The organism is Chitinibacter sp. SCUT-21 (genome assembly GCA_041874755.1).
Taxonomy (GTDB): domain Bacteria; phylum Pseudomonadota; class Gammaproteobacteria; order Burkholderiales; family Chitinibacteraceae; genus Chitinibacter.
In genome coordinates this window covers 622,811-648,069 of sequence record CP102611.1, presented here as the reverse complement: position 1 = coordinate 648,069, position 25,259 = coordinate 622,811, and the positions used below count along the sequence as shown (strand labels likewise).

At 51.2% G+C, this 25,259-nt stretch carries 21 protein-coding genes; 9 read left to right on the top strand and 12 right to left on the bottom strand.

Annotated features, from left to right (window positions below; translation table 11 throughout):
* The first annotated feature begins 6 nt into the window (after positions 1-6).
* Both hemE and NT239_02995 read left to right on the top strand, forming a co-directional pair.
* On the top strand, positions 7-1,071 hold the full coding sequence (gene hemE / locus NT239_03000) for a uroporphyrinogen decarboxylase (protein XGA71825.1): 1,065 nt from the start codon (positions 7-9) through the stop codon (positions 1,069-1,071).
* Between the two features lie 388 nt (positions 1,072-1,459).
* Complete coding sequence (locus tag NT239_02995; GenBank protein ID XGA71824.1) at positions 1,460-3,658, top strand: primosomal protein N'; 2,199 nt, start codon at positions 1,460-1,462, stop codon at positions 3,656-3,658.
* A gap of 75 nt (positions 3,659-3,733) precedes the next feature.
* Here the strand turns inward: NT239_02995 and NT239_02990 are convergent, their stop codons facing one another.
* The 5 genes from NT239_02990 to hrcA all read right to left on the bottom strand — a co-directional run bounded on the left by NT239_02990 (position 3,734) and on the right by hrcA (position 10,657).
* The gene (locus NT239_02990; protein ID XGA72760.1) at positions 3,734-4,585 is read right to left on the bottom strand and encodes a methyl-accepting chemotaxis protein; all 852 of its coding nucleotides are present in this window, start codon (positions 4,583-4,585) and stop codon (positions 3,734-3,736) included.
* Between the two features lie 1,048 nt (positions 4,586-5,633).
* A complete protein-coding gene (locus NT239_02985) occupies positions 5,634-6,557 on the bottom strand; it encodes a DUF4349 domain-containing protein (GenBank protein XGA71823.1) in 924 nt (307 codons plus the stop codon).
* 130 nt (positions 6,558-6,687) lie between these two features.
* Positions 6,688-8,406 (bottom strand): DUF2813 domain-containing protein, encoded by a 1,719-nt coding sequence (locus NT239_02980; GenBank protein ID XGA71822.1) that lies wholly within the window; start codon positions 8,404-8,406, stop codon positions 6,688-6,690.
* Positions 8,407-8,562: 156 nt separating this feature from the next.
* Complete coding sequence (mltB, locus tag NT239_02975) at positions 8,563-9,615, bottom strand: lytic murein transglycosylase B (protein ID XGA71821.1); 1,053 nt, start codon at positions 9,613-9,615, stop codon at positions 8,563-8,565.
* 37 nt (positions 9,616-9,652) lie between these two features.
* Positions 9,653-10,657: a heat-inducible transcriptional repressor HrcA gene (gene hrcA, locus NT239_02970; protein ID XGA71820.1), complete on the bottom strand. Its 1,005-nt coding sequence runs from the start codon at positions 10,655-10,657 to the stop codon at positions 9,653-9,655.
* Positions 10,658-10,833: 176 nt separating this feature from the next.
* On the opposite strand from hrcA, the gene NT239_02965 reads away from it, so the two are divergent.
* The 5 genes from NT239_02965 to NT239_02945 all read left to right on the top strand — a co-directional run bounded on the left by NT239_02965 (position 10,834) and on the right by NT239_02945 (position 16,406).
* On the top strand, positions 10,834-11,709 hold the full coding sequence (locus NT239_02965; GenBank protein ID XGA71819.1) for an NAD kinase: 876 nt from the start codon (positions 10,834-10,836) through the stop codon (positions 11,707-11,709).
* Positions 11,710-11,737: 28 nt separating this feature from the next.
* Positions 11,738-12,343 carry a hypothetical protein gene (locus NT239_02960; GenBank protein XGA71818.1) on the top strand — a complete coding sequence of 202 codons (606 nt, stop codon included), beginning with the start codon at positions 11,738-11,740 and terminating at the stop codon, positions 12,341-12,343.
* A gap of 104 nt (positions 12,344-12,447) precedes the next feature.
* Positions 12,448-14,100, top strand: a complete 1,653-nt coding sequence (recN, locus tag NT239_02955; GenBank protein XGA71817.1) for a DNA repair protein RecN — start codon at positions 12,448-12,450, stop codon at positions 14,098-14,100.
* A 51-nt stretch (positions 14,101-14,151) separates the two neighbouring features.
* The gene (gene tadA / locus NT239_02950) at positions 14,152-15,402 is read left to right on the top strand and encodes a tRNA adenosine(34) deaminase TadA (GenBank protein XGA71816.1); all 1,251 of its coding nucleotides are present in this window, start codon (positions 14,152-14,154) and stop codon (positions 15,400-15,402) included.
* Positions 15,403-15,506: 104 nt separating this feature from the next.
* Positions 15,507-16,406: a hypothetical protein gene (locus tag NT239_02945; protein XGA71815.1), complete on the top strand. Its 900-nt coding sequence runs from the start codon at positions 15,507-15,509 to the stop codon at positions 16,404-16,406.
* Between the two features lie 48 nt (positions 16,407-16,454).
* Here the strand turns inward: NT239_02945 and NT239_02940 are convergent, their stop codons facing one another.
* The 6 genes from NT239_02940 to trpE form a co-directional block, all read right to left on the bottom strand.
* Complete coding sequence (locus tag NT239_02940; protein ID XGA71814.1) at positions 16,455-17,765, bottom strand: HDOD domain-containing protein; 1,311 nt, start codon at positions 17,763-17,765, stop codon at positions 16,455-16,457.
* 69 nt (positions 17,766-17,834) lie between these two features.
* On the bottom strand, positions 17,835-18,638 hold the full coding sequence (trpC, locus tag NT239_02935; GenBank protein ID XGA71813.1) for an indole-3-glycerol phosphate synthase TrpC: 804 nt from the start codon (positions 18,636-18,638) through the stop codon (positions 17,835-17,837).
* 21 nt (positions 18,639-18,659) lie between these two features.
* On the bottom strand, positions 18,660-19,022 hold the full coding sequence (locus NT239_02930; GenBank protein XGA71812.1) for a GFA family protein: 363 nt from the start codon (positions 19,020-19,022) through the stop codon (positions 18,660-18,662).
* The gene (trpD, locus tag NT239_02925; protein XGA71811.1) at positions 19,022-20,053 is read right to left on the bottom strand and encodes an anthranilate phosphoribosyltransferase; all 1,032 of its coding nucleotides are present in this window, start codon (positions 20,051-20,053) and stop codon (positions 19,022-19,024) included. Before trpD ends, NT239_02930 begins: the two co-directional genes overlap by 1 nt.
* Positions 20,054-20,116: 63 nt before the next feature.
* Positions 20,117-20,686: an aminodeoxychorismate/anthranilate synthase component II gene (locus NT239_02920; GenBank protein XGA71810.1), complete on the bottom strand. Its 570-nt coding sequence runs from the start codon at positions 20,684-20,686 to the stop codon at positions 20,117-20,119.
* Positions 20,687-20,722: 36 nt separating this feature from the next.
* On the bottom strand, positions 20,723-22,192 hold the full coding sequence (trpE, locus tag NT239_02915) for an anthranilate synthase component I (protein XGA71809.1): 1,470 nt from the start codon (positions 22,190-22,192) through the stop codon (positions 20,723-20,725).
* A gap of 270 nt (positions 22,193-22,462) precedes the next feature.
* On the opposite strand from trpE, the gene cysS reads away from it, so the two are divergent.
* Positions 22,463-23,857 carry a cysteine--tRNA ligase gene (gene cysS / locus NT239_02910; GenBank protein ID XGA71808.1) on the top strand — a complete coding sequence of 465 codons (1,395 nt, stop codon included), beginning with the start codon at positions 22,463-22,465 and terminating at the stop codon, positions 23,855-23,857.
* Positions 23,858-23,909: 52 nt separating this feature from the next.
* Here the strand turns inward: cysS and NT239_02905 are convergent, their stop codons facing one another.
* Positions 23,910-24,641, bottom strand: coding sequence for an SPOR domain-containing protein (locus NT239_02905; GenBank protein XGA71807.1), 732 nt, complete (start codon positions 24,639-24,641; stop codon positions 23,910-23,912).
* Positions 24,642-24,823: 182 nt separating this feature from the next.
* Between NT239_02905 and ndk the strand changes: the two genes are divergently transcribed.
* Positions 24,824-25,249, top strand: coding sequence for a nucleoside-diphosphate kinase (ndk, locus tag NT239_02900; GenBank protein XGA71806.1), 426 nt, complete (start codon positions 24,824-24,826; stop codon positions 25,247-25,249).
* The last annotated feature ends 10 nt before the right edge of the window (positions 25,250-25,259 follow it).

Below are 25,259 nucleotides of genomic sequence, written 5' to 3'. Positions count from 1 at the left end.
AATCGTATGTTGAAAAATGACACTTTCCTGCGCGCCTTATTGCGTGAGCCTGTTGAATACACGCCAGTGTGGATGATGCGCCAAGCGGGGCGCTATCTGCCGGAATACTGCGCAACGCGCAAACAGGCGGGCTCGTTTTTGCAATTGTGCAAAAACACCGATTTGGCGACTGAAGTCACGCTGCAACCGTTGGAGCGCTTCCCGCTCGACGCGGCGATTTTGTTCTCGGATATTTTGACTGTGCCCGATGCGATGGGCTTGGGTTTGTATTTCGCTGAAGGTGAAGGCCCGAAATTTGAGCGCACAGTGCGTACTGAAGAAAACGTCGCCAAGCTGTTTGTGCCGGATGTGAATACTGAGCTGAAATACGTAATGGACGCAGTGTCATCGATTCGCAAAGGCTTGGATAACCGCGTTCCATTGATTGGCTTTTCGGGCAGCCCATATACGCTGGCGTGCTATATGATCGAAGGTGGTAGCTCAAGCGACTATCGCAATATCAAAACCATGATGTATGCGCGTCCAGACCTGTTGCACCGTATCTTGGAGGTCAATACCCTTACGGTGATTGATTACCTGAATGCGCAAATCGAAGCCGGTGCGCAAGCGGTGCAGATTTTCGACAGTTGGGGCGGCTCGCTGCCATTTGGCAAATACCAAGAATTCTCGCTGCAATACATGGCGCGCATTGTCGCTGGTCTGAAACGTGAAAACGAAGGCCGCAAAGTGCCGGTGATCGTGTTTACCAAGGGTGGTGGCCAGTGGCTCGAAGACATCGCCGCTACCGGTTGCGACGCGATTGGTTTGGATTGGACCACCGATATCGGCCAAGCGCGTCGTCGCGTCGGCGATAAAGTGGCGCTGCAAGGCAATTTTGACCCTGTGGCGCTGTTTGCGCCACCTGCGGCGATTGATGCTGAAGTGAAACGGATTATTGATAGTTACGCCAGCGCTGGTGAGGAAAAAACGGGCCACGTGTTCAATTTAGGCCACGGTATTTCGCAATACACCAACCCTGAACATGCAGCTGCTTTGGTCGCAGCAGTGCACCGTCATTCGGGTAAAAAATAACAATTCTTACAGCTTGTCTTTTATTTGTAATGTGATTTAAATTCAATAACTTGGCGATCATTTTTGAAGTGCTCTACTGCAAAGGAGAGCCAAGTTATTCACAAATAAATTGCCGGGTTTTTAGGCTTGTCAAGCCTTGCGAAAAAAATATTTGCTAAATCGTTGACAAATGCTAAGTTGTTGAATTTATTGATAAATAAATTTCAGCTTAATTTTTGTGCAATCTAAACATCATCAAGTGCCGATTGGGTTTTTTCCACTTTTTAGCACTTTGCCCACAAAATTATCCACAGAAACTGTGAATAACCATTTTGTGCATTTTTCTTCGGCATTTTCGCTGAGCTAGGGCTAGACAAAGATACTATTCAATGCTCCGGCTTTGCAGTAAATGGCAGGTGATCGTACCGTGAGTGCTCAGTTTGTCATGGTGGCCTTGGATGTGCCGCTCAATCGCCTTTTTGGCTATCAGGTGGGGGAATTTGACCCGCAAGTTGGTCAACGCGTTATCGTGCCGTTTGGCCCGCGTCAGCTTTCTAGCATCGTGATCGAACGCCGCAACGACGCTGGCGACTTCAGCGGCAAAACGCGCGCTATTTTAGCGGTGCGCGACGATTTACCTGCATTGTCCGCGAGCACTATCGCGCTGTGTCAGTTTGTCGCCGATTATTATCACCATCCGCTGGGCGCGGTGCTCAGCACCGCCTTGCCGACCGTGTTTCGCAACGTGCCCGCATTCAAAGCGCCAGCGCCAGCTTGCGTGTATTACGCAGCCGATATTGAAAAGCTGCTTGCCCATATCAGCAAGCGCGCGCACGCGCAGCAACGTGTCGCGCAGCAACTCGCAACGCCACATACGCCTGCAGCACTGAGGCGTATCCACGATAGCGGCTTGAAATGGGCGAAGGCTTGGGCTGAGCAAGGTTTGGTACAAACCGCAGCCGAAACCAGCGTTGTATCACCGGCTAGCCCCATTTTGCCGCTCAATGCAGAGCAGGCCTACGCGGTTGAACAATTAAGTTCAGCTCGTTCATTTTTGCCATTTTTACTCTACGGCATCACCGGCAGCGGTAAAACTGAAGTTTATTTGCAGACCATCGCAGCGGTGCTCGCGCGCGGTGAGCAAGTCTTAATTTTGATCCCCGAAATCAATTTAACGCCGCAGCTCGAAGGGCGCTTTCGTGCGCGTTTTCCCGGCGTGGCGATGGCCTGCCTGCACAGTGGATTGAACGATACCGAACGCGCAGTCAATTGGCTGGCGGCAATGTCGGGTGAGGCACGGATTGTTTTGGGAACTCGGCTAGCGGTATTTACGCCGCTGCCACAACTAGGAATGATCGTCGTCGATGAAGAGCATGATCCGTCGTTTAAACAGCAGGAAGGCCTTCGTTACTCGGCGCGCGATGTGGCGGTCTACCGTGCTCGCACGGCGCAAGTGCCTATTATTTTGGGTAGCGCAACACCGAGTATCGAAACTTGGGCCAATGCCAAAGCCAAACGTTATCAAATTATCACGCTAGCAGAGCGTGCCGTTCCCGGTGCGACTTTACCCAAAATTACCTTGCTGCCGGTAAAAAAAGCCGGCTTGATCGACGGCTTTAATCGCATGGCCCTTGCCGCGATGCACGCTGCGCTAGAGCGTGGCGAGCAGGTGTTGGTGTTTATCAATCGCCGTGGTTATTCACCCGTCTTGCAATGTGGCGAATGTGGCTGGATGGCCTCGTGCAAACATTGTTCGGCGCGGCTGGTGCTGCATCTGCGTGATCGGCGTTTGCGCTGCCACCATTGCGGCTTTGAAGAGCCGATTACGCACGCTTGCCCAGATTGCGGCAACCAAGACCTCAAACCCGTCGGGCAAGGCACGCAAAGGCTGGAAGAAGCCTTAGCGACACACTTTCCGAACCGCAAAATCTTGCGCATTGATCGCGACAGCACGCGGCGTAAAGGCGAGATGGACGCTGCGCTGGCGCAAGTGCATTCGGGCGAAGCTGATATTTTGATCGGTACGCAAATGCTGGCCAAAGGCCATGATTTTGATCGCCTGAATTTAGTCATTGCGCTGAATGCCGATACGGGGCTGTTTAGCGTAGATTTTCGCGCTGAAGAAAGATTATTTGCGCTCTTAATGCAAGTGGCAGGACGAGCAGGGCGGCGTGAAACGCCGGGCGAGGTGATGATCCAAACTGCGTTTGCCGATCACCCGTTTTACCATCAATTACTTGGCCGCGATTACGCGCCGTTCGCCGATCGAACCTTGTCTGAACGCCAAGATATGTTATTGCCGCCAGCGATGGCGTGGGCATTATTTCGCGCCGAAGCGCCGGATATCGAGCACGCCATCGGCATTTTAAACATCATCCGCGCCTGCTTTGAGCAGCTTGATGCAACGCTGCGCAAGGATTTAACGCTCAATCAGCCCGTTGCCGCAACGATGGTTAAAAAAGCTGGGGTTGAGCGCGCGCAGCTATTAATCGCAGCGCGCCACAAAGCGCAATTACAACGCGCCCTGCACCAAGCGATGCCACATATTGAAGTGATAAAAACCGGCAAAGGGCGCTGGTCTTTGGATGTTGATCCAATAGAGGTATAACCCTGAAGCCCTATTTAGAATTGAACCCTAATGTTATACCTTGGTTGGGTATTTTTGAGAGGAATAGAGCGTTCCTCAGTTAAGCTTTTTAACATTAAATAGCTGCATTTCATTTTTTAAGTCTTCGATTACACCATGAATTTGCTGGGCGTATTCCGTGGATTTTTTGATCAGTTCATCGTTTTTCGAGGCGCCAATAGATACTTCTTCTGCTCTGGTACTAATCGAATGACTGGAGGCTGCTTGTAGCTCAATGGCTTGGGCTATTTGTTGGGTAGTTTGAGCAACGCTGCCAGAGTTTTGTGCAATCCGCGCAATGGCATTTTCAGTTTCACCTGCTTGCTGAACATTTTGCCCCATACTCGAGACGAGCTCATTCATGCTGGCGAGCGCTTTTTCTTTGCTTTCTGCGATCAATCCTATCATTTGACCGATTTCAACCGTCGAGGTCGAAGTGCGTTCTGCTAATTTGCGCACTTCGTCAGCAACAACGGCAAATCCACGGCCTTGTTCACCAGCGCGAGCAGCTTCAATCGCGGCGTTTAACGCGAGAAGATTGGTTTGTGCCGCGATTTCGCCGATGACTTGAACTATGTGTTTGATTTTGTCACTTTGCGTGCCAAGCGCCTCCAAATTAAGTGCAGTGCGATCTATCGTCGACGCGATCTGCTCTAAATCAGTGACCGTATGTTGCATTAGATTGGCGCTACTTGCCGCTTCAGTTGCTGATTCGCTGGAAAGCCGAGCCCCTTCAGAGGCACTTTGATTAACCTTCGCAAAGCTATCTTGCAGTAAATGAATTTCACCCGCAATTTGATTGGCTGCATTGGTTTGGATCGACGATTGCTTTGATACTTGCAAAGTGAGGCCACTTAAGCCATCGATATGGCGATGGATGGCTTCGGTATCTTCCTGAAATTTTCGCATTAAGCGGCGAAAACGCGTTTGCATATCTAATACCGAACTGAAAATCGGCGATGACAAATTTTTATGCTGAATTTGCGTTGTCAAATCGCCCTGCGTCATATTATGTGCAATTAGCAAAATGGCCGCCGCCTCCATGCTCTCTTGTTGCATCTTCACCGCGATAAATATGAGAACGATTGTTTCCATAACAACAAACAGCGCGTGCAAAATGACGATCCAGAACTCATTCACACTGGGGTAGGCCCAAACAGGCAACTGGCTGCGCTGTAGAAAAAAGAAGGCTACATGATGGACGGCGATAAGTGCTGCAGCCAACAAGATTGGGCGCCAATCGCGGTAATAAATTAGGAATGCTAGAAAACAGAAAATGGCAAAGTGCATTTCAAGCATGCCGCGGCTTTGGTGAATAAATAGCGCAGCAAAAAACATTAAGGAGGCCGCACTGGCTAGTCGGGTTATTAAGTGGCCAACTGGGGCGCTGCGGTAAATCAGATAGGGACCAATTGCGGCAGGTAATCCAATTAGTAGTGCCGCATTCCAACTATCGTACCAAGTCGCGAGCAATAAACTACAAAGTGCGAAAGCGCCAAGCAGTCGCATCATCATGTGATCAACTTGGGCTCGCAGTTTGTTAATGTGCTCGTCCATTTTGTTCAAACTTTCGATTTGATTGCTGCTCATGTTGGCACCTCGATTATTGGGTGGACTTGATGGCTGCACTTGAGCACAGCGCACTGTTTAAATCATCGTGGTACAGCAAAATAAAAAAAGCACTGACACAATATGCAAACCAGCATAGCGTCAAAATACATAGCTTGCGCGATAGTTTGGGCTGAAGTTTAACCCGTGAGTGGTTGCAGCTTGGGGAATCAACACAAGATTGCGGTGACATACAGATACCCCTTCTGATTAACTAATCGGATTTTAGTTTAGGGGAAGTTAGCTGAGGTGCTAGCGGAAAATCCGCAGGTAAGTTCGTTAAACTTCGCACCACTCAGCCACTTTAAAGCGACAGCAATCCGCGACTAAGCGCTTATTGCTCGTTTGTTTAATCTACCCTTTTGTTGTCGTGCTCCTTGGCGGCCTTAGTTCGTTTTACCTTGCGCCAGATCGCAGCAATAAATAGGCTAATTAGCCACAATGGCCATAAGTGGGCAAGCGCAATCAGCGTGTCTAAAAATCCTTGCCAACCGCTCACGAAGGCTTGTTGTAGTTTGCTGCCAAAACTTGGTTCCGCTGCAGCTAGCTGCGCTTTAATATCGTCGTGTTCGCTGCGCGCAATTTGCCGGTCTTGATACAAATTGAGCGTAATCGTGCTAAATGCAACGCGATCTTCGATTAATTTTTGTTGGATGGTCGCAGCGTCCTGTTCAGCTTGGATTAGCTGTTTGGCCAGCGCCACTTGCGAGCTAGAGCTAGCGTTTTCGTTGAGGCTTTGTTTACTCGATTGACTGCGGATTTGGGCAAGTTGCTGTTCAAGCAATTGAATCGCTACGTCATGCGCCGAAAAATTTCTTTCATCCAAAAACTGTACCAGTGGTGCCAGTTTTAATAAAAAGGCTTGAGTTTGCTCGCTTGGCACCCGCATCTCCAGCGTGCCTTCGGTATAAAACTCAGTTAAACGACTTAATTTACCCTGTCCCTGTGCAACATCGTGCTCGTTCACGATGCGAGCTTGAATGTGGTTTTGCGTTACAAAACCGCCCAACTCAGCGACGAGGTTTTCAATTTGTACGCTGCTTTGATACACGTCTTTAACGCGAAAACGCACCTCGGCTTGGCGTACGAGTTTGCGATCTGCTGGATTGGCACTATTAACCGACGATTGCAGTTGCGCTGCGCTGCTCTCTTCGGCTGGCGCGGCTTCAGCTACGGCTGAGGCGGCAAGCGGTTCAACACCCGCATATTCGCCTTTGCCGCAGGCGGTGAGTAGGGCGGTGGTAATGAGTGCTGCTAGGGCTAGTTGGCGCATCGTTGTATTCCACTGTTCATCATTGGTTTCAGTCTGCGTGTTCTCGCTCGCGTGCACTGTAACGAATTAAGACGAAGATTTGACCAAAGTAAGTGAAATGTACGAAATTTGTAAACAAAATTTGCCTGACTCAATAGTCAGGCAAGCTACTGCTCAGTTGCTGCAAGGTGCTAAACATCGTTTGCAAAAGCGGTGGGATGCTCTCGCGGCCTTTGATTTCGGCAGATTCAGCGATTTCAAGCGCCATGCCCGGTTTGCTGTGATAGCGCAGTGCGCGGGCGATGATTTCTTCGTCGCTGTATTCAACGGGCGTTTGTAGCGCTAACGCGGCGGCGTGCTGTGGCGACATTGGCGTTTTGTAGTGTTGACCCGCTTCGCGATACACCTCGGCAAAACCGGTTTCCCATAAAAAATGTTCAATATCGCGGCTCGGTAGCGTGGTGATGTGCCGCTCGGCGGCTCGCACGCGCAGCAGGCGCTCTGCACGTTGCAGGTATTTTTGCCCCGCCTCGTCACCATCGCATATCACATGCCAATGAATCCCTAAATGATCGGCAAATTTAATTAACGGGGTTAAACCCGCCTGCGCAAACTCAACGCAGCGTATGCCTTCCAGTGGAAAGTTCACGCCACAAATGCGCGCCAATTCGGGTAAAAGCCAAAACTCAGTTTCGCCTTCAACTAGCAACCAAACGCGGGCAAACATGCTGCTGGCGCGGTTGCTACGGATATGAAATGCCACTTTTCGCGCATCGCTAATCGACAAGGCGTGATTGGCAAGTTGATACACATGTACATGGCTGGGCCAGCGCACCAAGCGGCGCAGCGCGTGTTGCGGAAAGCTAGCGAGCAAATCACCATGATTGGTGGTGATGATTTTTTGCAGCGGTAATTGCTCGATCAAACCCCAAATCATCGCCAGCTGCGTTGGGTGCAGATGCGTTTCTGGGTCTTCCATCACCAAAATTGGGCTGGCCTCAGAGCTGAGCGCATGCTCGCCCCGTGCGTGCAACAATGCGCCAATCAGCATCAGCAGTGCAACGCGGCGCAAATTGGAGCCTGACCTTTGCGCGATTTCGAGCAAGCTATCGTCGTCACGAAAATTAAGCGGCGCATTGGCAATTTGCTCAGCCAGTCGCTGCGTTGGCGTATCGCCTTGTACCAAAATCGCGTTCTCGCTCAGCAATTCCTGCATCGCAGCCAAGCCTTGGCTGAGTTCTTGCGGGTGCAGCTGATGCGGCACGGTTAAGATGCGCTCAAACACGGTGCGCACCGCGTCGCTGGCCGGTAGCTTAGGATCGTCAGCTTGCGGGCGTGTTGCGAGGCGCGGGTGTTCCAGCCAATCGGTTAGCTGCATATCGCGAAAGCGCAGAACCGGATGCAGTTTAATCAGCAAGTCAGCTAGTGCATCGGTGTCGCCGTGGCTAATTTCACCGCCATCGCCGTCGACAAAATAACGCCGCGCCCGAATTTCGCCGTGGCCAAAACGCTCGGCCATAAAGCGCAACGCAATCGTCACCAGTTGCTGACTATGGCCATGCTCGCCAACGGCTTGGGTTGGGAAGGCGACAGGGTCAAACTGCCTAGAGGGGGTATCACCTTGAAAATACAGTGTGATATTGAGCCGGCGGGCAATACTGGCGCGGCTATTGGCGACGCGATGAAAGTCTTCGTGGGTAAATAAGGTTTCGATCGGCGCGGGAGCGGTCAGGCAGCGGCACAGCGCAACGATCAGGCTGGTTTTGCCCCAGTTATTCTCGCCAAACAGCGCCGTCGCCGCATCGTCCAGCTGCAGATCAATCTGGCTGATACCGCGAAAATTGGTAACTTGCAGGCGATTCAGTTGCATGGCGCCGACCTTATAAAGGTGATGCAGCGAGTCTAGCAAAAATAAATGATGAAGTTGCCTAGCTTTTGTTTAGCACGGCAAAGGGCATACTAAGATACCCATTGCTGTGTAGCCTTGCAGCCTAGTTGTAATTTGGTGTACAGGCCAATACCCAGGCTATTTCTTCTTGCTGCTTTTCTTGCTTGGTGCGGGTGTTGCAACGACCAAGTCATCGCCGTTGACATAGGCTTTTTTAATTTCATCAGCCAATTTCAACACGGCGGTCGCATACAAAGTGCTCTTGTTGTAGCGCGTAATTACGTAAAAATTATTAAAGCCCAAGAAATGCTGCGTAAAACCTGGCTCGGTTTCGAGTGCGAATAGCACCGCTTGCTGCTTGGTGTTGATTTCATTAATCGGCGCGACGCCTTTGGCGATCAGCTCGTCAACGCTGTAATGCAGATTGAATTTATCGTCGAGCAGCGCTTTCGGATCGCCATTGAAATTAACGGCGGTGAACGTGTCGCCGCCGTCTTTCCAGCCGTGCTGATTTAAGTAGTACGCCACCGAGGCCATTGCATCGCCTGGGTTGCTCCAGATGTCGTGGTAGCCGTCTTTATCCCAATCTTGCGCCCATTTGCGAAATGAAGTCGGCATAAATTGTGGCCAGCCCATTGCGCCGGCGTAGCTGCCTTTAAATTCCAGCGGGTCTTTTTTCTCTTCGCGTGCGAGCAAGAATAATTGCGTTAGCTCGCCTTTGAAATATTCAGCGCGGCGTGGGTAATTAAACGCAATCGTTGATAGGGCATCCACAATACGGAATGAGCCGGTGTATCGGCCGTAATTCGTTTCTGCACCAAGGATAGCGAGCAATACCTCGGGTGCAACTTGGTGTTTGCGCGTAATGTCGCCGATCAAGATCGCATTTTCACGCCAAAATTTAGCGCCGTTCATAATGCGCGTTTTATTGACGAAATTGGCTTCAAACTCATGCCACGGGCGGCTGGTCGATGGTTTGTCCAAAATCGTGATGATATTGCCTTTGAATTCGGCTTGCTGCAGCCAAGATGTCAGTTCCTCGGGCGCAAAACCATGGTCGATCGCGGTTTGCTTGATGTATTCCTGCACTTCGGGGCGGCTGATCAGTTCGTCGTCGGCCACGCTGTTGGCGCTGACGGTCAATGAGCCAAGCGTGAGTAATAGGGCGGAAGTGAAGGATTTAAGCTGCATGCGAGGACTCAAAATGAAATTAAAAAAGCTTGCGTGTTTAATTGGATAGCGCCGAGCCGAGTAATTTGGCGGTGATATCAACAATGGGAATCACGCGCTCGTACGCCATCCGTGTTGGGCCAATCACGCCCAAAGTGCCGACGACTTCGCCGTTGACTTGATACGGCGCGGTAATGACCGAGCATTGATCGAGTGGCGCCAACCCCGATTCGCCACCAATATAAATTTGCACACCTTGCGCATGGTGGCCTTGCTCGAGCAATTGTAATAGGGCGGTTTTTTGCTCGAAAAGTTCAAACAATTGCCGCATTCGTTGCATATCACCTGAGAAGTCGTGCAGGCCAAGCAATTGGTGCTCGCCCGCGATGACCATATGATCGGTATTTAAATTACTGCTAACGGCCACTGCCGCGTTCATCAGGCTGGTCAGGTCTTGCTTAACGCGTATCACATCGCTTTGCAGCCAGCTCAGCAAGACGCTGAGCGTTTTACCCGCGCAATGCTCGTTTAAAAATTGCGCGGCGTGAATCAGTTCATTCGGTGCAAATTGGCGCTCGGTTTGCACAATGCGGTTTTGCACGTCGCCATCATTGGTGACCAAAATCAGCAGTACGCGCTTATCGCCCAGCGGCAGAAATTCGATTTGTTTTAAATGCAATTCGCTGCGCTTGGGCGTCATCACCACGCCGGCAAATTGCGTTAGTTGCGACAGTAATTGCGATGCGGCTTGAATGCTGTGTTGCGGATTATCGTTCGGCAATGGCGCGTTAATTTCCACGCTGCCCAGCGGTTGTACTGCCAGCAGCGTATCAACAAACAGCCGATAACCCTGCGCGGTTGGGATGCGGCCAGCCGAAGTGTGCGGGCTAGCGACCAAGCCCAGCTGCTCCAAATCGGCCATCACATTGCGGATTGTTGCGCTGCTCACGTCCAAGCCCGAAAACTGCGACAGCGCTTTCGAGCCCACGGGCTGGCCGTCGGCGATATAGCGCTCGACAAGCGTTTTGAGCAAGATTTGTGATCTATCGTTCAGGAGCATCATGGTCGGGGCTGATTGAGTGAGCACATGTTAAAAAACGCCTGTCGATTCAATCGGCGTCGCTGTTTGCACAAAATAAGGCGATCAAGCACGCTTTTTCGCCGTTTCGCGTTCGATTTTACCTGTAATTTGGTATATTAATGCTGCCACCTTCACGATAATTCAAGACTTCACCGCCCATGCACAGCCTATTTAAAACCATCGCCCTTGTCGGCCGCCTCAATACCCCATCCTTGGGCGACCCCATTCGCCGCCTCGCGGCTTTGCTCGAAGCGTGCGATGTGAAAGTGCTGATCGAAGGCAAAATCGCGCAAGAGCACGAGATTAGCGCGTATCAATGCGTTGATCGTGATCATATTGGCAAGCTGGCCGATTTGGTGATTGTGCTCGGTGGCGACGGTACCATGCTGTCAGTCGCACGGTTGTTGGCCCCGTATCGTATACCTCTGATGGGTATTAATCAGGGGCGCTTGGGCTTTATGACTGATATTCCATTGCACGAAATGGAAACAGCCGTACCGAATATCTTGGCGGGCCAGTTTGTGCCCGAAGAGCGCATCTTGCTCGAAGCCAGCATTTTGCGCGAAGGCAAAACGATCAATACCTCGCTAGCGTTTAACGACGTGGTATTTAGCCGTGGCTCAATCGGCTCGATGATCGAATTTGAGATTTTTGTCGATAGCCAGTTTGTATATAGCCAGAGATCGGACGGTCTGGTCGTCTCAACGCCAACCGGCTCAACCGCCTACGCGCTCGCCTCCGGCGGCCCAATTTTGCACCCATCGCTACCGGCGATTACCTTGGTGCCGATCTGCCCGCAATCCTTATCCAATCGACCGATTGTCGTTTCTGAAAACGCGCAAGTCGAATTCCTGCTGACCCGCGGCCAAGACGCGCGCGTGTATTTCGATAATCAATCCGATTTTGAATTGCAGGAAATGGATAAAGTGCTAATCCGCCGCTACACCAACTCGCTGCGTATCCTGCATCCGCATGGGTATAGCTATTACGATATGCTTCGCGCCAAACTGCGTTGGGGCGAGAAGTTACTTTAGTTTATTTCTGATAATTAGGTATTAGTTGATGAAAATGTTAAAGAAGGTGGAAGGCGTTTTTCTCGTTTTGTTTTTATGCATTGCGAGTAATTTTTCGTTCGCAGGGATTACTATTCACTATTCTGGGAAATTAAAGAGTGTTGAGTCTCGGAATGGTTTAATTCAACATGCATCTACATATGCCCATTCAAAAGGATGGCGCGTACAAGAAATTAATGCAGAATCACTCAGATCTATTGAATCAGTCAGTGCTGGATTGCTTAAAAAAATAGAAGGCAGTAATAATTCAGGCCCATATAAAGGCATTGTCTTGTATTTTCATGAGATGGGAGAGCCTTTGTATTTAGTTGCAGGGGAAAAGTTATTGCTTAGTAATTTTGTCAAAACGCAGTTTGCAGGGGCGGAGTCGCATCGTGATGTTATCCAGCTATTTGATGAAATTAAACCTTTCTTTGAAAATTGCAAGATTTATGATGAAAGCGAATATTTTAATCATAGAAATATGAATGATCTTCAATTCGAAATTGATTCAATAAATAAACAGTTGGAAGTAATAAAGTTAGAACGTCCAGATGCTGTAGGCCCAGTCAAATTAAGTTCTGGCAGAATCGCTGACGTAATGAGCAACAAATAATACATATTGCATGTGTCTTTATAGTTCCTGAGTGGCATGTTGCTTGCGATAAATATGAGGCTCAATTATAGTGAACGTTCGTTCTTATTGAGGCGTTCCGCTCCATGCTGTCTGCTTTGCATTTACGCGATTTTGTCATTGTTCGTGAACTCGATCTGGATTTTGCCAACGGTTTAACGGTGCTGACCGGTGAAACTGGCGCGGGTAAGTCGATCATTATCGATGCGCTCGGTTTGCTGCTCGGCGAGCGTGCCGATGCGGGTGTGGTGCGTCATGGTTGCGAGCGGGCTGAGTTATCCGCCGAGTTTGGCACGAGTGATCTGCCACAAGTGGCTAGCTGGCTTGCCGAGCAGGGCTTTAGCGATGAAGGCGATCAATTGCTGCTGCGCCGCATTATCGACGCCAGCGGCAAATCGCGCTCTTTCATTAACGGCAGCCCCGCAACCTTAAACCAGCTTAAAGCCGTCGGCGAATGGCTGGTCGATATTCACGGCCAGCACGCGCATCAATCGCTATTGCGCCACGACGCGCAGCGCGAATTGGTCGATGCTTATGCGGGTGCGACCAACTTGGCGCGTGATGTTGCTAAGCGTTATCAACATTGGCACAGCCTTGCGAACGAGTTGCAATCGGCCGAGCAAAATGCTGATCGTTTTGAAGCCGAGCGCGAACGTTTGCAATGGCAAATTGATGAAATCGGCGGCCTAGCGATTGCCGCAGATGAATGGCCGGAATTGCAAGCCGAGCACAAGCGCTTGCACCACGCCGCCAGCCTGATCGACGGCGTGCAAGCGGGTTTGAGTGCGCTATCGGATGGCGATGAGAATTGTCAAAGCTGGCTGGCCACCGTCGCGCATCGTTTGAGCCAACTGGCGCAGTACGACCCAGCAATCAATGAAACGCTGGAATTGCTCGCTGGTGCTGAAGCGCAATTGTCTGAATCGGTATCCAGCCTGCGCCACTACGCCGATAAACTTGAACTTGACCCCGATCGTTTGGCCGACGTTGAAGCGCGTATGGATGCGCTATACCGCGCTGGGCGCAAATACCGCGTTGATCCTGCGATGTTGGTTGAGCAACTATCCGAGTGGCAGGCGCGCTTGGCTGAATTGGGCGGCGAAGAAGGGCTCGATGCTTTGCGCAAGCAAGTGATCGACGCAGAAGCGGCGTTCCGCCAACAAGCCGAGTCGCTATCGAAAAAACGCGCGAAAGCGGCTAAAACTTTATCCAAACTCGTTACTGAGCAAATGCAAACACTGGCGCTGTCGGGTAGCCGCTGCGAAGTGGTGCTGATCGAGCAAACGCAGCCTGCGGCGTTTGGTCTAGAGCAAATTGAATTACAAACCGCCAATCACCCTGCGTCACCATTGCGCCCAATGGCAAAAGTAGCTTCGGGTGGTGAATTGTCGCGCATTAGCTTGGCGCTGCAAGTGGTCACCAGCCAAGTAGCGAACGTTCCGACACTGATTTTTGACGAGGTTGATGTCGGTATTGGCGGGCGTGTAGCCGAGATTGTCGGCCGTTTATTGTCTGAATTGGGGGCGAGCCGGCAAGTCTTGTGCATCACGCATTTGCCGCAAGTGGCAGCCTGCGGCGCACAGCATTTGCAAGTGGCGAAAGCACAGGCCAAAGACGGCGTGCACAGCAGCATTGCACAATTAAGCCATGAACAGCGCATCGAAGAAATCGCGCGCATGCTCGGCGGGTTGGAAATCACCGACACCACACGGCAGCACGCGGCTGAGATGTTGGCTTAGCGCAATCGCTTGGCGGTATCATAGGCGGCTTGTTAAAGGCATTTGATACCGATGAGTGATCTTGAATTTATGCAGGCAGCGCTCGCTGAAGCGCAAAAAGCCGCCCATTTAGGCGAAGTACCGGTGGGCGCAGTGGTGGTCCATCAAGGCCAAATCATCGCGCGTGCGCACAATCAGCCAATTGCGACGCACGACCCGAGTGCTCACGCCGAAATGCTAGCGATTCGCGCCGCAGCGCGCGAGCTGAGGAATTATCGCTTGAGCGAGTGCGAGCTGTTTGTCACGCTTGAGCCTTGCATTATGTGCGCTGGCGCGATTTTGCATTCTCGGCTCAAGCGCGTTGTTTATGCCTCGTCTGACCCGAAAACTGGCGCTGCAGGCAGTGTTTTGAATGTCTTTACTAATCCCCAACTGAACCACCAAACCCAAATCGAAGCTGGTGTTTGCCAGCACGAGGCTGCCCATTTATTAAGCGGTTTTTTTGCCCAGCGTCGCCAAACGCAAAAGCCGAAAAGCCGAGAGATCGAAGTTGCCGGTCTGAATAATCTACGCGATCTGGGCGGCTTAAAAACTGCCGATGGCCGCACAGTGAAATCCGGTTTGATTTACCGCAGCGAGCAGTGGTATGGCTTGCCCGAAGTGAGCGTAGAAGCAGCGCAAGCAAAATTGCAATTGCGTAGCGTCTGGGATTTTCGCTCGCATGGCGAGCAAGTGCGCCATCCCGACCCGCATCTGGTTGGCGTGGAAAATTACTGGCTCAATGTGCTGGCGGACACCGAGCAAACGCTGGCGTTTGATTTGGTGCAAATGCTCGAAAATCCAGATCTGATGCAGCAGCATTTGGGTAATGGTGGCGCCGAACAAATGATGTTGGCGCTGTATCGTGATTTAGTGGCTAGTCCTACCGCACAGCAGGTATATGCTCACTGGCTAAATTCATTATGCTCTGCCGAGCAATACCCTGCCTTGTTTCATTGCACCGCAGGGAAAGATCGCACCGGTTGGGCTGCGGTGTTATTGCTCAGCGCCTTGGGCGTGCCGCACGAAACCATTTTGCGCGATTACCTCGCCAGCCACGACAAAATCATCGCCAAATACCAACCATTAATTGATCGCTGCGTTGCCGCGGGTGGTGATGTGGCGATTTTGCATGCGATTTTTGGCGTGCAAGCGCAGTATTTGAAAGCGGCGCTGCACGAAGTGAAAAAGCAGGCTGGGACGATGACACGTTACTTTGAGCAAGTGCTCGGCATCAGCCCACACCAACAACAGCGACTAAAGAATATCTTGCTAACCGATTAGCGATCCACTAATCGTCAGATTGATCCGTTTATCTAGTTAAAGCCACGCATTGCAAAACCCCAAATCTAAGCTGAAAGATCTTCGAGCATAAGGGGGGCGGCATCATGCGCAAAACACTGATTTTTAGTTCTTTATTGCTATTGAGCTCAGCAGCTTTTGCCGATGCTTTGGATGACAGCGCACAAAGAACTAATACCATCACGTCCAAACAAGATAACCAGCAAGTGAGTAGCACATTGGCAGGCAATTACACGCAATTGGCCGGTAGCCAAGACAATGCCAATGCCTTAGTGAACGGCTTGCGCACTGGGCAAAGTATTACGCTAACCAGTAAATCTGGCACGAGTACCACAGTTGAAGGTAGCGGCAAAAGCATGGGTTGGGGCGGGGTGAATAACACGCTGGCCTTGGTGCAAGCTAGTTTGCAAAAAGCCAATATCACCAACCCAACAGGCTCGGAGCTGGCGCTGGCCGTTTCCAGCATCACCGCGCTGCGCAGTGCGGGAATGGGATGGGGGCAGATCGCTCAGTCTATGGGGCTAAACTTGGGCGCGGTTGTATCTAGTAGCCGAGCTAGTGAAAAAGCGCTGTCACACCGTAGCAGCCACTCCGAAGTCGAACATGGCCTTGAAGCCGAGCATCAGCAAGGTGAATTGCATAAATCTGGCACTGCGACAGAACACGCAGGTAAAAGCGATGATTCAGCAGGCCGAAATAGCGGCCAGAAGGGCGATGATGGTGCGAAGGGAAGTAGTGGCAGCTCAAGCAGTGGTGGAAAAGGCAGCAGTGGCAGTGACAGTAGTGGAAAAGGCAGTAGCGGGAGTGGAAGTAGCGGGAGTGGAAGTAGCGGGAGTGGAAGTAGCGGGAGTGGAAGTAGCGGGAGTGGCAGTAGCGGAAGTGGCAGTAGCGGGAGTGGCAGTAGCGGAAGTGGTGGTAGCGGCGGCAGCGGTGGTGAAGGGGGCGGTCATGGCGGTGGTAGCGGTAAAGGTGGCGGTAAATCTTGATGGGTATATGAATCATGCCATTGCTAGGTATTGCTTTGATGCTAATACCTAGCTTGCCAGTGCAGATAAAGTCCACAAAGTAGCTTCAATTTGCAGGCGGTTAAATTCGCTACTTGTGAGTTGGCATTGCTCCAGCAAAGTAGTGCTTGGCCAGTTTACTTCGCTTTGTTCGGCCAATTGTAAAAATGGGCTAAATGCAGTCGATTGGCCGCATAAGGTGTCGATAACAATCTGGGGAGGATTGAGTTCTTTCAATAACACCGCGCGTGGCACGCGCAGCAAAAAATCCAGTAGCGAAAACAAACCGGTTAAGAATAAAAGCTCGCACTCGGCGGCGCTTAAATGCGTGGCTGCAGCAGTTTCCATTAAACGCGCTCGCGTAAGCGCGGTTTCGAGCAAGGTTTGATCAAGTGTGCTGTCGCCTTTGGATGAAAATAGCAATAAAGACAGCCAGCGATACAGCCGCTGATTGCCAACAACGACAATCGCCTGATCCAAATTGCTGATCGAATGCGCCAAACCCAAGGCAGCGGAATTCACATAACGTAATAGCCGTACACTTAAGGCCGGATCGGTTTTAAGTTCATCCGCAATCAGTTTGGCATCCGCATTTTGCCGTGCCATTTGCATCACGCGATTCAGATGCAAAAAGCTATCGGGAAAAGCCAGTTGTTGCGCTTCGGGCCAATTAAATACACGACCGCTAACAAAATCTGCGCCTAATTGAAAACACGCCTCAGCCGCCTCTCGGCTATCTACATCATTAACCCATAACTTAGCTTGCGCAGCAATCTGGCGGCAAGTATTAACCTGTTGGCTTAAAACAGCAAAATCGGGCGATTGCACGTTCAGTGCAATTAAGGTGATTTGTTTACCAATACCGGGGTGAGTTTGATGCCAGCGTTTGGCTGTAGCTCCGATGACATACTGCGATTGCAGCGCCTGCAGCATTGTATCGACGTCTTCAGCCGTATCGTCAATATCGCCGTGCGCAATGATGGTTAGCTCTTTATGAAAATGGTGTTTTAGCAACAGAGGCAGGCTTTTCCAGCCAAGCTCGATCCAGATCGCGGTATTGAGAGTTTGATTGGCCAAAATGCGTTCAATTTCGCTGAGCAAAATATCATCGTGGCTAACTGCTTGTTCGGGGCTGTGGCTCATATAGGCCAGATCACGCAGGCTGAACGTATAGGCAATAATTTGCCATTGCCGATTGTAAATCGCACGGCGGCGCAATAGTCCGCTGACTTTGTCGGCAACGGGCACTATTTCGGCGGTCTGGGGTGTTTCGCTGCGAGTACTAACGCTGGGCGCGTCGTCAGCTGTGGGGAGAAATTGATTGATCAGCCAGCGTAGCATCTTGTGCTTTTTCCAAAACAATATGTTTTAGCATAGATAGCAATACGCGGGCTGACTAGGCGCTAGTGTTTAGCCGTAGACGGGTTTGAACAAATCGCTCAACCCTTGTCCCGGAGAAGGCTGGCGCATAAATGCTTCGCCAACTAAATAGGTGTGCACATTGTGATCCTTCATCAGCTGCACATCGGTTGCTGTGTGAATACCGCTTTCGCATACGGCAATGCGGCCGTCGGCGACGATGCGCGGTAGCAAATCAATCGTGGTTTGCAGGCTGACTTCAAAGGTGCGCAGATTGCGGTTGTTTACACCGAGCAGCGGGGTTTTTAGGTGCAGCGCCGCATCGAGTTCTTCGGCGTTGTGCACTTCAACCAATACGCCCATGCCCAGTCCGTGCGCAATCGCTTCAAAATCCTGCATTTGCTTCACATCGAGCTCAGCGGCGATCAGCAAAATGCAGTCCGCACCCCAAGCGCGCGCCTCATAAAACTGATATTCATCGACCATAAAGTCTTTGCGCAGCGCAGGAATCGAGCAAGCCGCACGCGCCGCTTTCAGGTAATCGGCATGGCCTTGGAAATATTGCACGTCAGTTAGTACCGACAAACACGCCGCGCCATGGGCTTCGTAATCAGGCGCAATCTCAGCCGGCACAAACGGGTCGCGCATCACACCTTTCGACGGGCTGGCCTTTTTGATTTCGGAAATCACCGCCGCTTTGCCGGCGGCATGCTTAGCACGAATCGCCGCAACAAAATCGCGGTGATCTTTGTTTGCCTCAGCTTGGGCGCGGATTTCAGCCTGTGGGATTAGTTTTTTCGCCGCAGCCACTTCTTCAAACTTAGTGGCCCAGATTTTTTTTAAGATGTCAGACATATTCGTTGCTCAAAATTAATTTTAAATACTGCGCCCATCAAACACATCCTGCGGCAATTCAAGGGGCTCAACGCCATCTAGACAGCCGATATTGACGCGGTAGTAACCGACTTTGCGCATGGTTTGGTGGAATGGATAAATCCCGCACACCTTGCAGAAATAATGTTTTGCCACTTCGGTGCCAAATTGGTAGACGCTCAACTGGTCCGCGCCCGATTCAATCACCAATTCTTTCGGTGAATACACATGCGGCGTCATCAGCGCACCTTTGCGCTGGCAGATCGAGCAATTGCAGCGCACGCCCGAGGTGATTTCGGGTGAGCTGATGCGAAATTTGACTGCGCCACAGTGGCAGCTGCCGCGGTAGGTGCGTGGCGTGCCCATTACTTGGCGAGGCCCTGCGTGAAAGCAACGAGCGCGTCGAGTTTGGCTTTAGCCGCGCCGCTGGCCAGTGCTTCGTGCGCGGCGTTGATGCCGTCTTCCAGTGTTACCGCCAAGTTGGCGGCGTAAATCGCGGCACCAGCATTCAGCAGTACGATGTCGCGGCATGGGCCAGTCAGCGAGCCGTTCAAGATGCCTTCGATAATGGCTTTCGATTCTGCAGCGTTGCTCGCATGCAGTGTTTTGATGTCGGCCAGCTCAAAGCCCAATTCACGTGGATCGAATTCGTATTCAATGATGTCGCCGTCTTTTAATTCGGCAATGAGCGTTGGCGTGCTAATCGAAATTTCGTCCATGCCGTCTTTACCATGCACGATGAGTATATGCTTGGAGCCCAATTGCTTTAAGACGCGCGCTTGTATACCCACTAGATCTGGGTGGAAGACACCCATCACTTGATTATCCGCGCCAGCCGGATTGGTCAGCGGCCCGAGGATGTTGAAAATCGTGCGCACACCCAGCTCTTTACGCACCGGTGCGACGTATTTCATCGCGCTGTGGTGATTTGGCGCGAACATAAAGCCCAGGCCGACTTCGTCGATACACTGCCCGACTTGCTCGGCAGATAGATTGAGATTCACGCCAAACGCTTCGAGCACATCGGCTGAGCCAGAGCTAGACGACACTGAACGACCGCCGTGTTTGGCCACTTTCGCGCCTGCTGCAGCTGCGACAAAGGCCGAGCAGGTGGAGATATTGAACGTATGCGCGCCATCGCCGCCGGTGCCACAGGTGTCGACCAGATGGCTGCGATCTTGTACTGCTACTTTGGTCGAAAATTCGCGCATCACGGTGGCGGCGGCGGCGATTTCTGACACGCTTTCTACCTTGGTGCGCAGGCCGATTAGTAGTGCAGCGATTTGCGCCTGCGTCATTTCGCCCGACATAATCTGGCGCATCAGATGCAGCATTTCGTCGTAAAACAGCTCGTTATTGTCGATCAGGCGGTTCAGTGCGGCTTGAATGGTAATCATCGTAATTCCTTGTTTTATCTCAGGTCGTAAAGAAGCCGACCTAGGGTCGGCTTGGGGCTGGCTTTACGCCCATTCTTTTAGGAAATTCTCGAGCATTTTATGCCCGTGTTCGGTCAGGATCGATTCGGGGTGAAATTGCACGCCCTCGATCGCCAGCGTTTTGTGGCGCACGCCCATGATTTCGCCATCTTCCGTCCATGCGGTGACTTCAAGGCAATCAGGTAATGATTCGCGCTCAATCGCTAGCGAGTGATAACGCGTAACTGTCACAGGGGAGGGTATGTCTTTGAACATCCCGATATCATTATGGATAACGGGCGATACCTTGCCATGCATTAGCGTTTTAGCGTGGATGATCTTGCCGCCAAATGCTTCGCCAATCGATTGATGCCCCAAGCACACACCCATAATCGGCAGTTTGCCTGCGAAATGCTTGATCGCTGGCACCGAGATGCCCGCTTCAAGCGGTGAGCATGGGCCCGGTGAAATCACGAGGTATTTCGGATTTAGCGCTTCGATTTGCTCAATGCTGATTTCATCGTTGCGATGCACGTGCACGTCTTGGCCAAGTTCGCCAAAATATTGCACTAGGTTGTAGGTAAAACTATCGTAATTGTCGATCATTAAAAGCATGATTATTCCTTTGTCGCAGGTGGCGAAGGTGGGCGCTTAAGCGTCCAGACCTTGGCTGGCAAGTTCGGCGGCGCGCAATACGGCGCGGGCTTTGTTGAGCGTTTCTTGCCACTCGCTTTGCGGTACTGAATCGGCAACAATGCCAGCACCGGCTTGCATATACAGCGTTTCGTTTTTAACTACGGCAGTGCGCAGTGCAATCGCGACGTCCATATCGCCGTTAAACCCAAGGTAACCAACCGCGCCCGAATACACGCCGCGTTTGGTCGGTTCAAGCTCGTCGATGATTTCCATTGCGCGTACTTTTGGCGCGCCCGATACCGTGCCCGCTGGGAAGGTGGCTTTCAGTACATCAATCGCGGTTTGCTGCGGTTTGAGTTTGCCTTCCACGCTAGACACGATGTGCATCACGTGCGAGTAGCGCTCAACGACCATTTTATCGACCAATTTCACCGAGCCCGTTTGCGCGACGCGGCCTGCATCGTTGCGGCCCAAATCAATTAACATCACATGTTCGGCGATTTCTTTTTCATCAGCCAGTAGCTCTGTTTCTAGTGCCAAATCTTCTGCGCGATCTTTGCCGCGTGGGCGCGTGCCAGCAATTGGGCGCACAGTCACAGTATCGTCCTCTAGGCGAACCAAGATTTCTGGTGACGCGCCAACGATGTGCATATCGCCAAAATCGTAATAGAACATATACGGCGACGGATTAATGCTGCGCAGCGAGCGATACAACGACATTGGCGAAGCGGCAAACGGTGCGCTCATACGCTGCGCCAGCACCACTTGCATCACGTCGCCGTCTTTGATGTATTCCTTGGCTTTCAGGACTGCATCTTTAAATGGCTGCTCGCCAAATTCTGAAACGGGTGCACCAGCGCTAGCAACAGGCAGTGAGAACGGGATTTGCGCTGGTTCGCGCAGTTTCATCCGTAGTTCAAGCAAACGCGCTTCGGCCACATCAAAGGCATTCTCATTGCTCGGGTCTGCGTACACAACAAGATACAACTTGCCAGAAAGGTTATCGACGACGACTATTTCTTCAGACAACAATAGCTGAATATCAGGCGCGCCGATTGGATCGGGTTTCGGGCACTCAGCCAGTTTGCGCTCAATATAGCGAATGGTTTCGTAACCAAAATAGCCGACTAATCCGCCCATAAAACGCGGCAGACCTTTGGTGGGCGGAGCTTTAAAACGTGCTTGATAGGCTTCGATGAAGTCGAGCGGGTTGCCATCGTGCGTTTCGATGACTTGATCGTCGTGAATCAACTCGGTGCGATTGCCACAGACTTTGATGCGGGTGCGGGCTGGCAGGCCGATGAATGAATAGCGGCCAAAACGTTCGCCGCCGACGACGGATTCAAGCAGGTAAGAATAGGGGCGATTGGCGAGCTTTAAATACACTGATAGCGGCGTATCAAGGTCAGCAAATAGCTCGGAAATCAAAGGAATGCGGTTGTAGCCTTGCGCTGCAAGGTCTGCAAATTCGGTGCGCGAAATCATGGTTTACTCCGTTTGGTATGAAAAAAGGGCGTTTGGGCGCGATTTCAGCGACGCCATCGCCATTCAAGCCAGATTTCTGCGGAGTGAAATGCCATGATTTGTTCTATTGAAGTTTGCAAAAACAGCATCGATTGTGCTGCAAGCCGCTTAGAGCGTCAATGAATCTAACGATTTTCCCGAATTTCTGGTGTTTTGGGCGACTTTAATTACAAGCAAACTTGACAGCTTTGGTAGAATGTCATTTTTGCTGCAAATATAAGTGGACTCACGATGCTGACATTGCATAACTCTCTGACTCGCGAAAAGCAGGTCTTCAAACCCATTACACCTGGCCATGTGAATATGTACGTCTGCGGGATTACCGTCTACGACTACTGTCACATCGGGCACGCGCGGATGGTGGTGGTGTTTGATCTGGTTGCGCGTTGGTTGCGCGAGAGTGGTTATCACGTGAACCACGTGCGCAATATCACCGATATTGACGACAAAATTATCAAGCGCGCGCTGGAAAACGGCGAATCAATCCAAAGCCTGACTTCGCGTTTTATTGACGCAATGAACGCTGATTTTGACGCGCTGGGGATCGAGCGCCCTAATCACGAACCGCGCGCCACCGATCACGTCGGTGGTATGCAAGCGATTATCGGCAAATTGTTTGATAAAGGCTTGGCGTATCACGCGCCCAGTGGTGATGTGTATTACTCGGTGAAGAGCTTTGACGGCTACGGCAAATTGTCGCGCAAAGATTTTGACGAGCAGCGCGCTGGCGAGCGCGTCGAAGTCGACCCAAATAAACGCGACCCGCGCGACTTTGTGCTGTGGAAAGCATCCAAAGAAGACGAGCCGGCCGAAGTGAAATGGGATTCGCCATGGGGCAAAGGTCGTCCGGGTTGGCATATCGAATGCTCGGCGATGTCTTGCCACCATTTGGGTGAGCATTTTGATATTCACGGCGGCGGGGAAGATTTGCAGTTTCCGCACCATGAAAACGAGATTGCACAATCGGAAGGTGCGCACGGCAAGCAGTATGTGAATTATTGGCTGCATAACGGTTTTATTAATGTCGATAACGAGAAGATGTCGAAAAGCCTCGGCAATTTCTTCATTATTCGTGACGTACTGAAAAAGTTTGACGCTGAAGTGCTGCGTTTCTTTATTGCGCGAGCGCATTATCGCAGCCCGCTGAACTACAGCGACGTGCATTTGAACGACGCGAAAAGTGCATTAACGCGTTTGTATACCGCGCTGAAAACAGTGCCGCCTGCGGCAGTGGAAATTGATTGGAACGATCCGCTGGCTGCTCGCTTTAAAGCGGCAATGGACGACGATTTTGCAACGTCAGAAGCGGTGGCGGTGTTGTTTGAATTGGCTGCGGAGGCCAATAAACACGCGGGCACTGAGTTGGGCGCGCAAAAAGCTGGTTTACTGAAAGCTTTGGGCGCCGTGCTAGGTCTGTTGCAGCGTGATCCACAAGCCTTTTTGCAGGCTGATGTGGGTAGCGAGGGTGAATGGACCGCGGAAAAAATCGAAGCAGCCATCGTTGCACGTCGCGAGGCGCGAGCGGCGAAAAACTGGGCTGAAGGTGATCGCATTCGCGATGAATTGGCCGCGGCGGGGATTGTGCTTGAAGATAAGGCCGGTGAAACAACTTGGCGTCGTAGTTAAGCTTTGCTGCTCAAATAAAAAAACCGCCGTTGATCGGCGGTTTTTTTATTGCTTACTCGGTTTTCACGATGGGTGTGATGCCAAGTGCTTTTAGTTTTTTAACCGCCGCATCGGCCTCGGCTTTATTTTTAAATGGGCCGATTTGTACGCGGGTTTCTAAATAAGCGGGAATGCCCGCCTGCTGTAGTTGCCCGAGTAATTTTTCTGCGTTATTGGAGTGTAAAAATACACCCGCCTGTACGCTGTAGCCGCGAGAAGAATTTACTGCTGCTGGATAGTCGAGTGGTGTTTTATTTTGTTGCAATGATGCCTGTGTGGCTGGCGTGATCGGCGCAGGTTTGGTGCTCTGGCTTGGATTCTTTAGGGGTATTGCCGTGGTAATATTCTCTATTCTGGCTTGCGGCTTAATACTTGGGGTGGGTGTGGCGGTAAATTTTGGAGCGTTTTCAATTTTTTGAATTGCACTGCTATTGTTGCTTGGAGTGGCGGTGGGCTCAGGGAGAGGGCTTGGTTCAGGGCTTAAGCTTGGTGTGGGGCTAGGTTCTGCTGTGCTGGCTGCGCTAGCTGCTGAGGCAAAGCTGCTGGGCTCGCCGGCGTTGAGTTCTGGGGCGATTTGCGGAATTTGCACATTCGGCTCGCCGCTGTCTTGGCTTTTTTCTAGCCAAGCAATGCCGCCAAGTAGTGCTGCAATTACGCCGGCGGCGATGCCAAGGCGCCATAAAAGTTGAGTTTTAAGTTGTTGCTGCTCTTTTTGCTGCAGGATCGGGTCTAGACCTTCACTCATTCTGTCTGCTTGTCGATTGTAAGTGTTATAATGGACGGCTATTTGCCTAAACTTTGTAGGTTGCGTGTGTATCTGTGGCTAGAATTAGCCTGTGCAAAGGCTAGCTGAAAAAGGCGTTGGGCAACAATAATCTTTCATGTTTGTTGATAAAACTAAACATTAAATCCTCTGGAGAACTAAAAATGGCGATCGAACGCACAATTTCTATTATCAAACCTGATGCGGTAGGTAAAAACGTAATCGGTAAAATTTACGACCGTTTCGAATCTGCTGGCCTCAAAGTTGTTGCCGCTAAAATGAAACAATTGTCACGCGCTGAAGCAGAAGGCTTCTACGCGGTACATAAAGAGCGCCCTTTCTTTAATGATTTGGTGAACTTTATGATCTCTGGCCCTGTCATGATTCAAGTGTTGCAAGGCGAGAATGCAGTGTTGAAAAATCGTGAATTGATGGGCGCAACTAACCCGAAAGAAGCTGCAGCTGGCACGATCCGCGCTGACTTTGCTGCTAGCATCGACGCGAATGCGGTTCACGGTTCAGATAGTTTGGAAAATGCAGCGATTGAAATTGCTTATTTCTTTGCTGCTTCAGAAGTTTACGGCGCTTAATTGAGCGTTG

Coding starts and splice junctions, on each gene's coding strand:
- tadA (XGA71816.1), top strand. CDS start 14,152: ATGAGTGATCTTGAATTTATGCAGGCAGCGCTCGCTGAAGCGCAAAAA.
- NT239_02985 (XGA71823.1), bottom strand. CDS start 6,557: ATGCGCCAACTAGCCCTAGCAGCACTCATTACCACCGCCCTACTCACC.
- NT239_02945 (XGA71815.1), top strand. CDS start 15,507: ATGCGCAAAACACTGATTTTTAGTTCTTTATTGCTATTGAGCTCAGCA.
- hrcA (XGA71820.1), bottom strand. CDS start 10,657: ATGATGCTCCTGAACGATAGATCACAAATCTTGCTCAAAACGCTTGTC.
- NT239_02965 (XGA71819.1), top strand. CDS start 10,834: ATGCACAGCCTATTTAAAACCATCGCCCTTGTCGGCCGCCTCAATACC.
- NT239_02960 (XGA71818.1), top strand. CDS start 11,738: ATGAAAATGTTAAAGAAGGTGGAAGGCGTTTTTCTCGTTTTGTTTTTA.
- mltB (XGA71821.1), bottom strand. CDS start 9,615: ATGCAGCTTAAATCCTTCACTTCCGCCCTATTACTCACGCTTGGCTCA.
- NT239_02995 (XGA71824.1), top strand. CDS start 1,460: ATGGCAGGTGATCGTACCGTGAGTGCTCAGTTTGTCATGGTGGCCTTG.
- NT239_02905 (XGA71807.1), bottom strand. CDS start 24,641: ATGAGTGAAGGTCTAGACCCGATCCTGCAGCAAAAAGAGCAGCAACAA.
- recN (XGA71817.1), top strand. CDS start 12,448: ATGCTGTCTGCTTTGCATTTACGCGATTTTGTCATTGTTCGTGAACTC.
- trpC (XGA71813.1), bottom strand. CDS start 18,638: ATGTCTGACATCTTAAAAAAAATCTGGGCCACTAAGTTTGAAGAAGTG.
- trpD (XGA71811.1), bottom strand. CDS start 20,053: ATGATTACCATTCAAGCCGCACTGAACCGCCTGATCGACAATAACGAG.
- NT239_02930 (XGA71812.1), bottom strand. CDS start 19,022: ATGGGCACGCCACGCACCTACCGCGGCAGCTGCCACTGTGGCGCAGTC.
- NT239_02920 (XGA71810.1), bottom strand. CDS start 20,686: ATGCTTTTAATGATCGACAATTACGATAGTTTTACCTACAACCTAGTG.
- cysS (XGA71808.1), top strand. CDS start 22,463: ATGCTGACATTGCATAACTCTCTGACTCGCGAAAAGCAGGTCTTCAAA.
- ndk (XGA71806.1), top strand. CDS start 24,824: ATGGCGATCGAACGCACAATTTCTATTATCAAACCTGATGCGGTAGGT.
- hemE (XGA71825.1), top strand. CDS start 7: ATGTTGAAAAATGACACTTTCCTGCGCGCCTTATTGCGTGAGCCTGTT.
- trpE (XGA71809.1), bottom strand. CDS start 22,192: ATGATTTCGCGCACCGAATTTGCAGACCTTGCAGCGCAAGGCTACAAC.
- NT239_02980 (XGA71822.1), bottom strand. CDS start 8,406: ATGCAACTGAATCGCCTGCAAGTTACCAATTTTCGCGGTATCAGCCAG.
- NT239_02990 (XGA72760.1), bottom strand. CDS start 4,585: ATGCGAAAATTTCAGGAAGATACCGAAGCCATCCATCGCCATATCGAT.
- NT239_02940 (XGA71814.1), bottom strand. CDS start 17,765: ATGCTACGCTGGCTGATCAATCAATTTCTCCCCACAGCTGACGACGCG.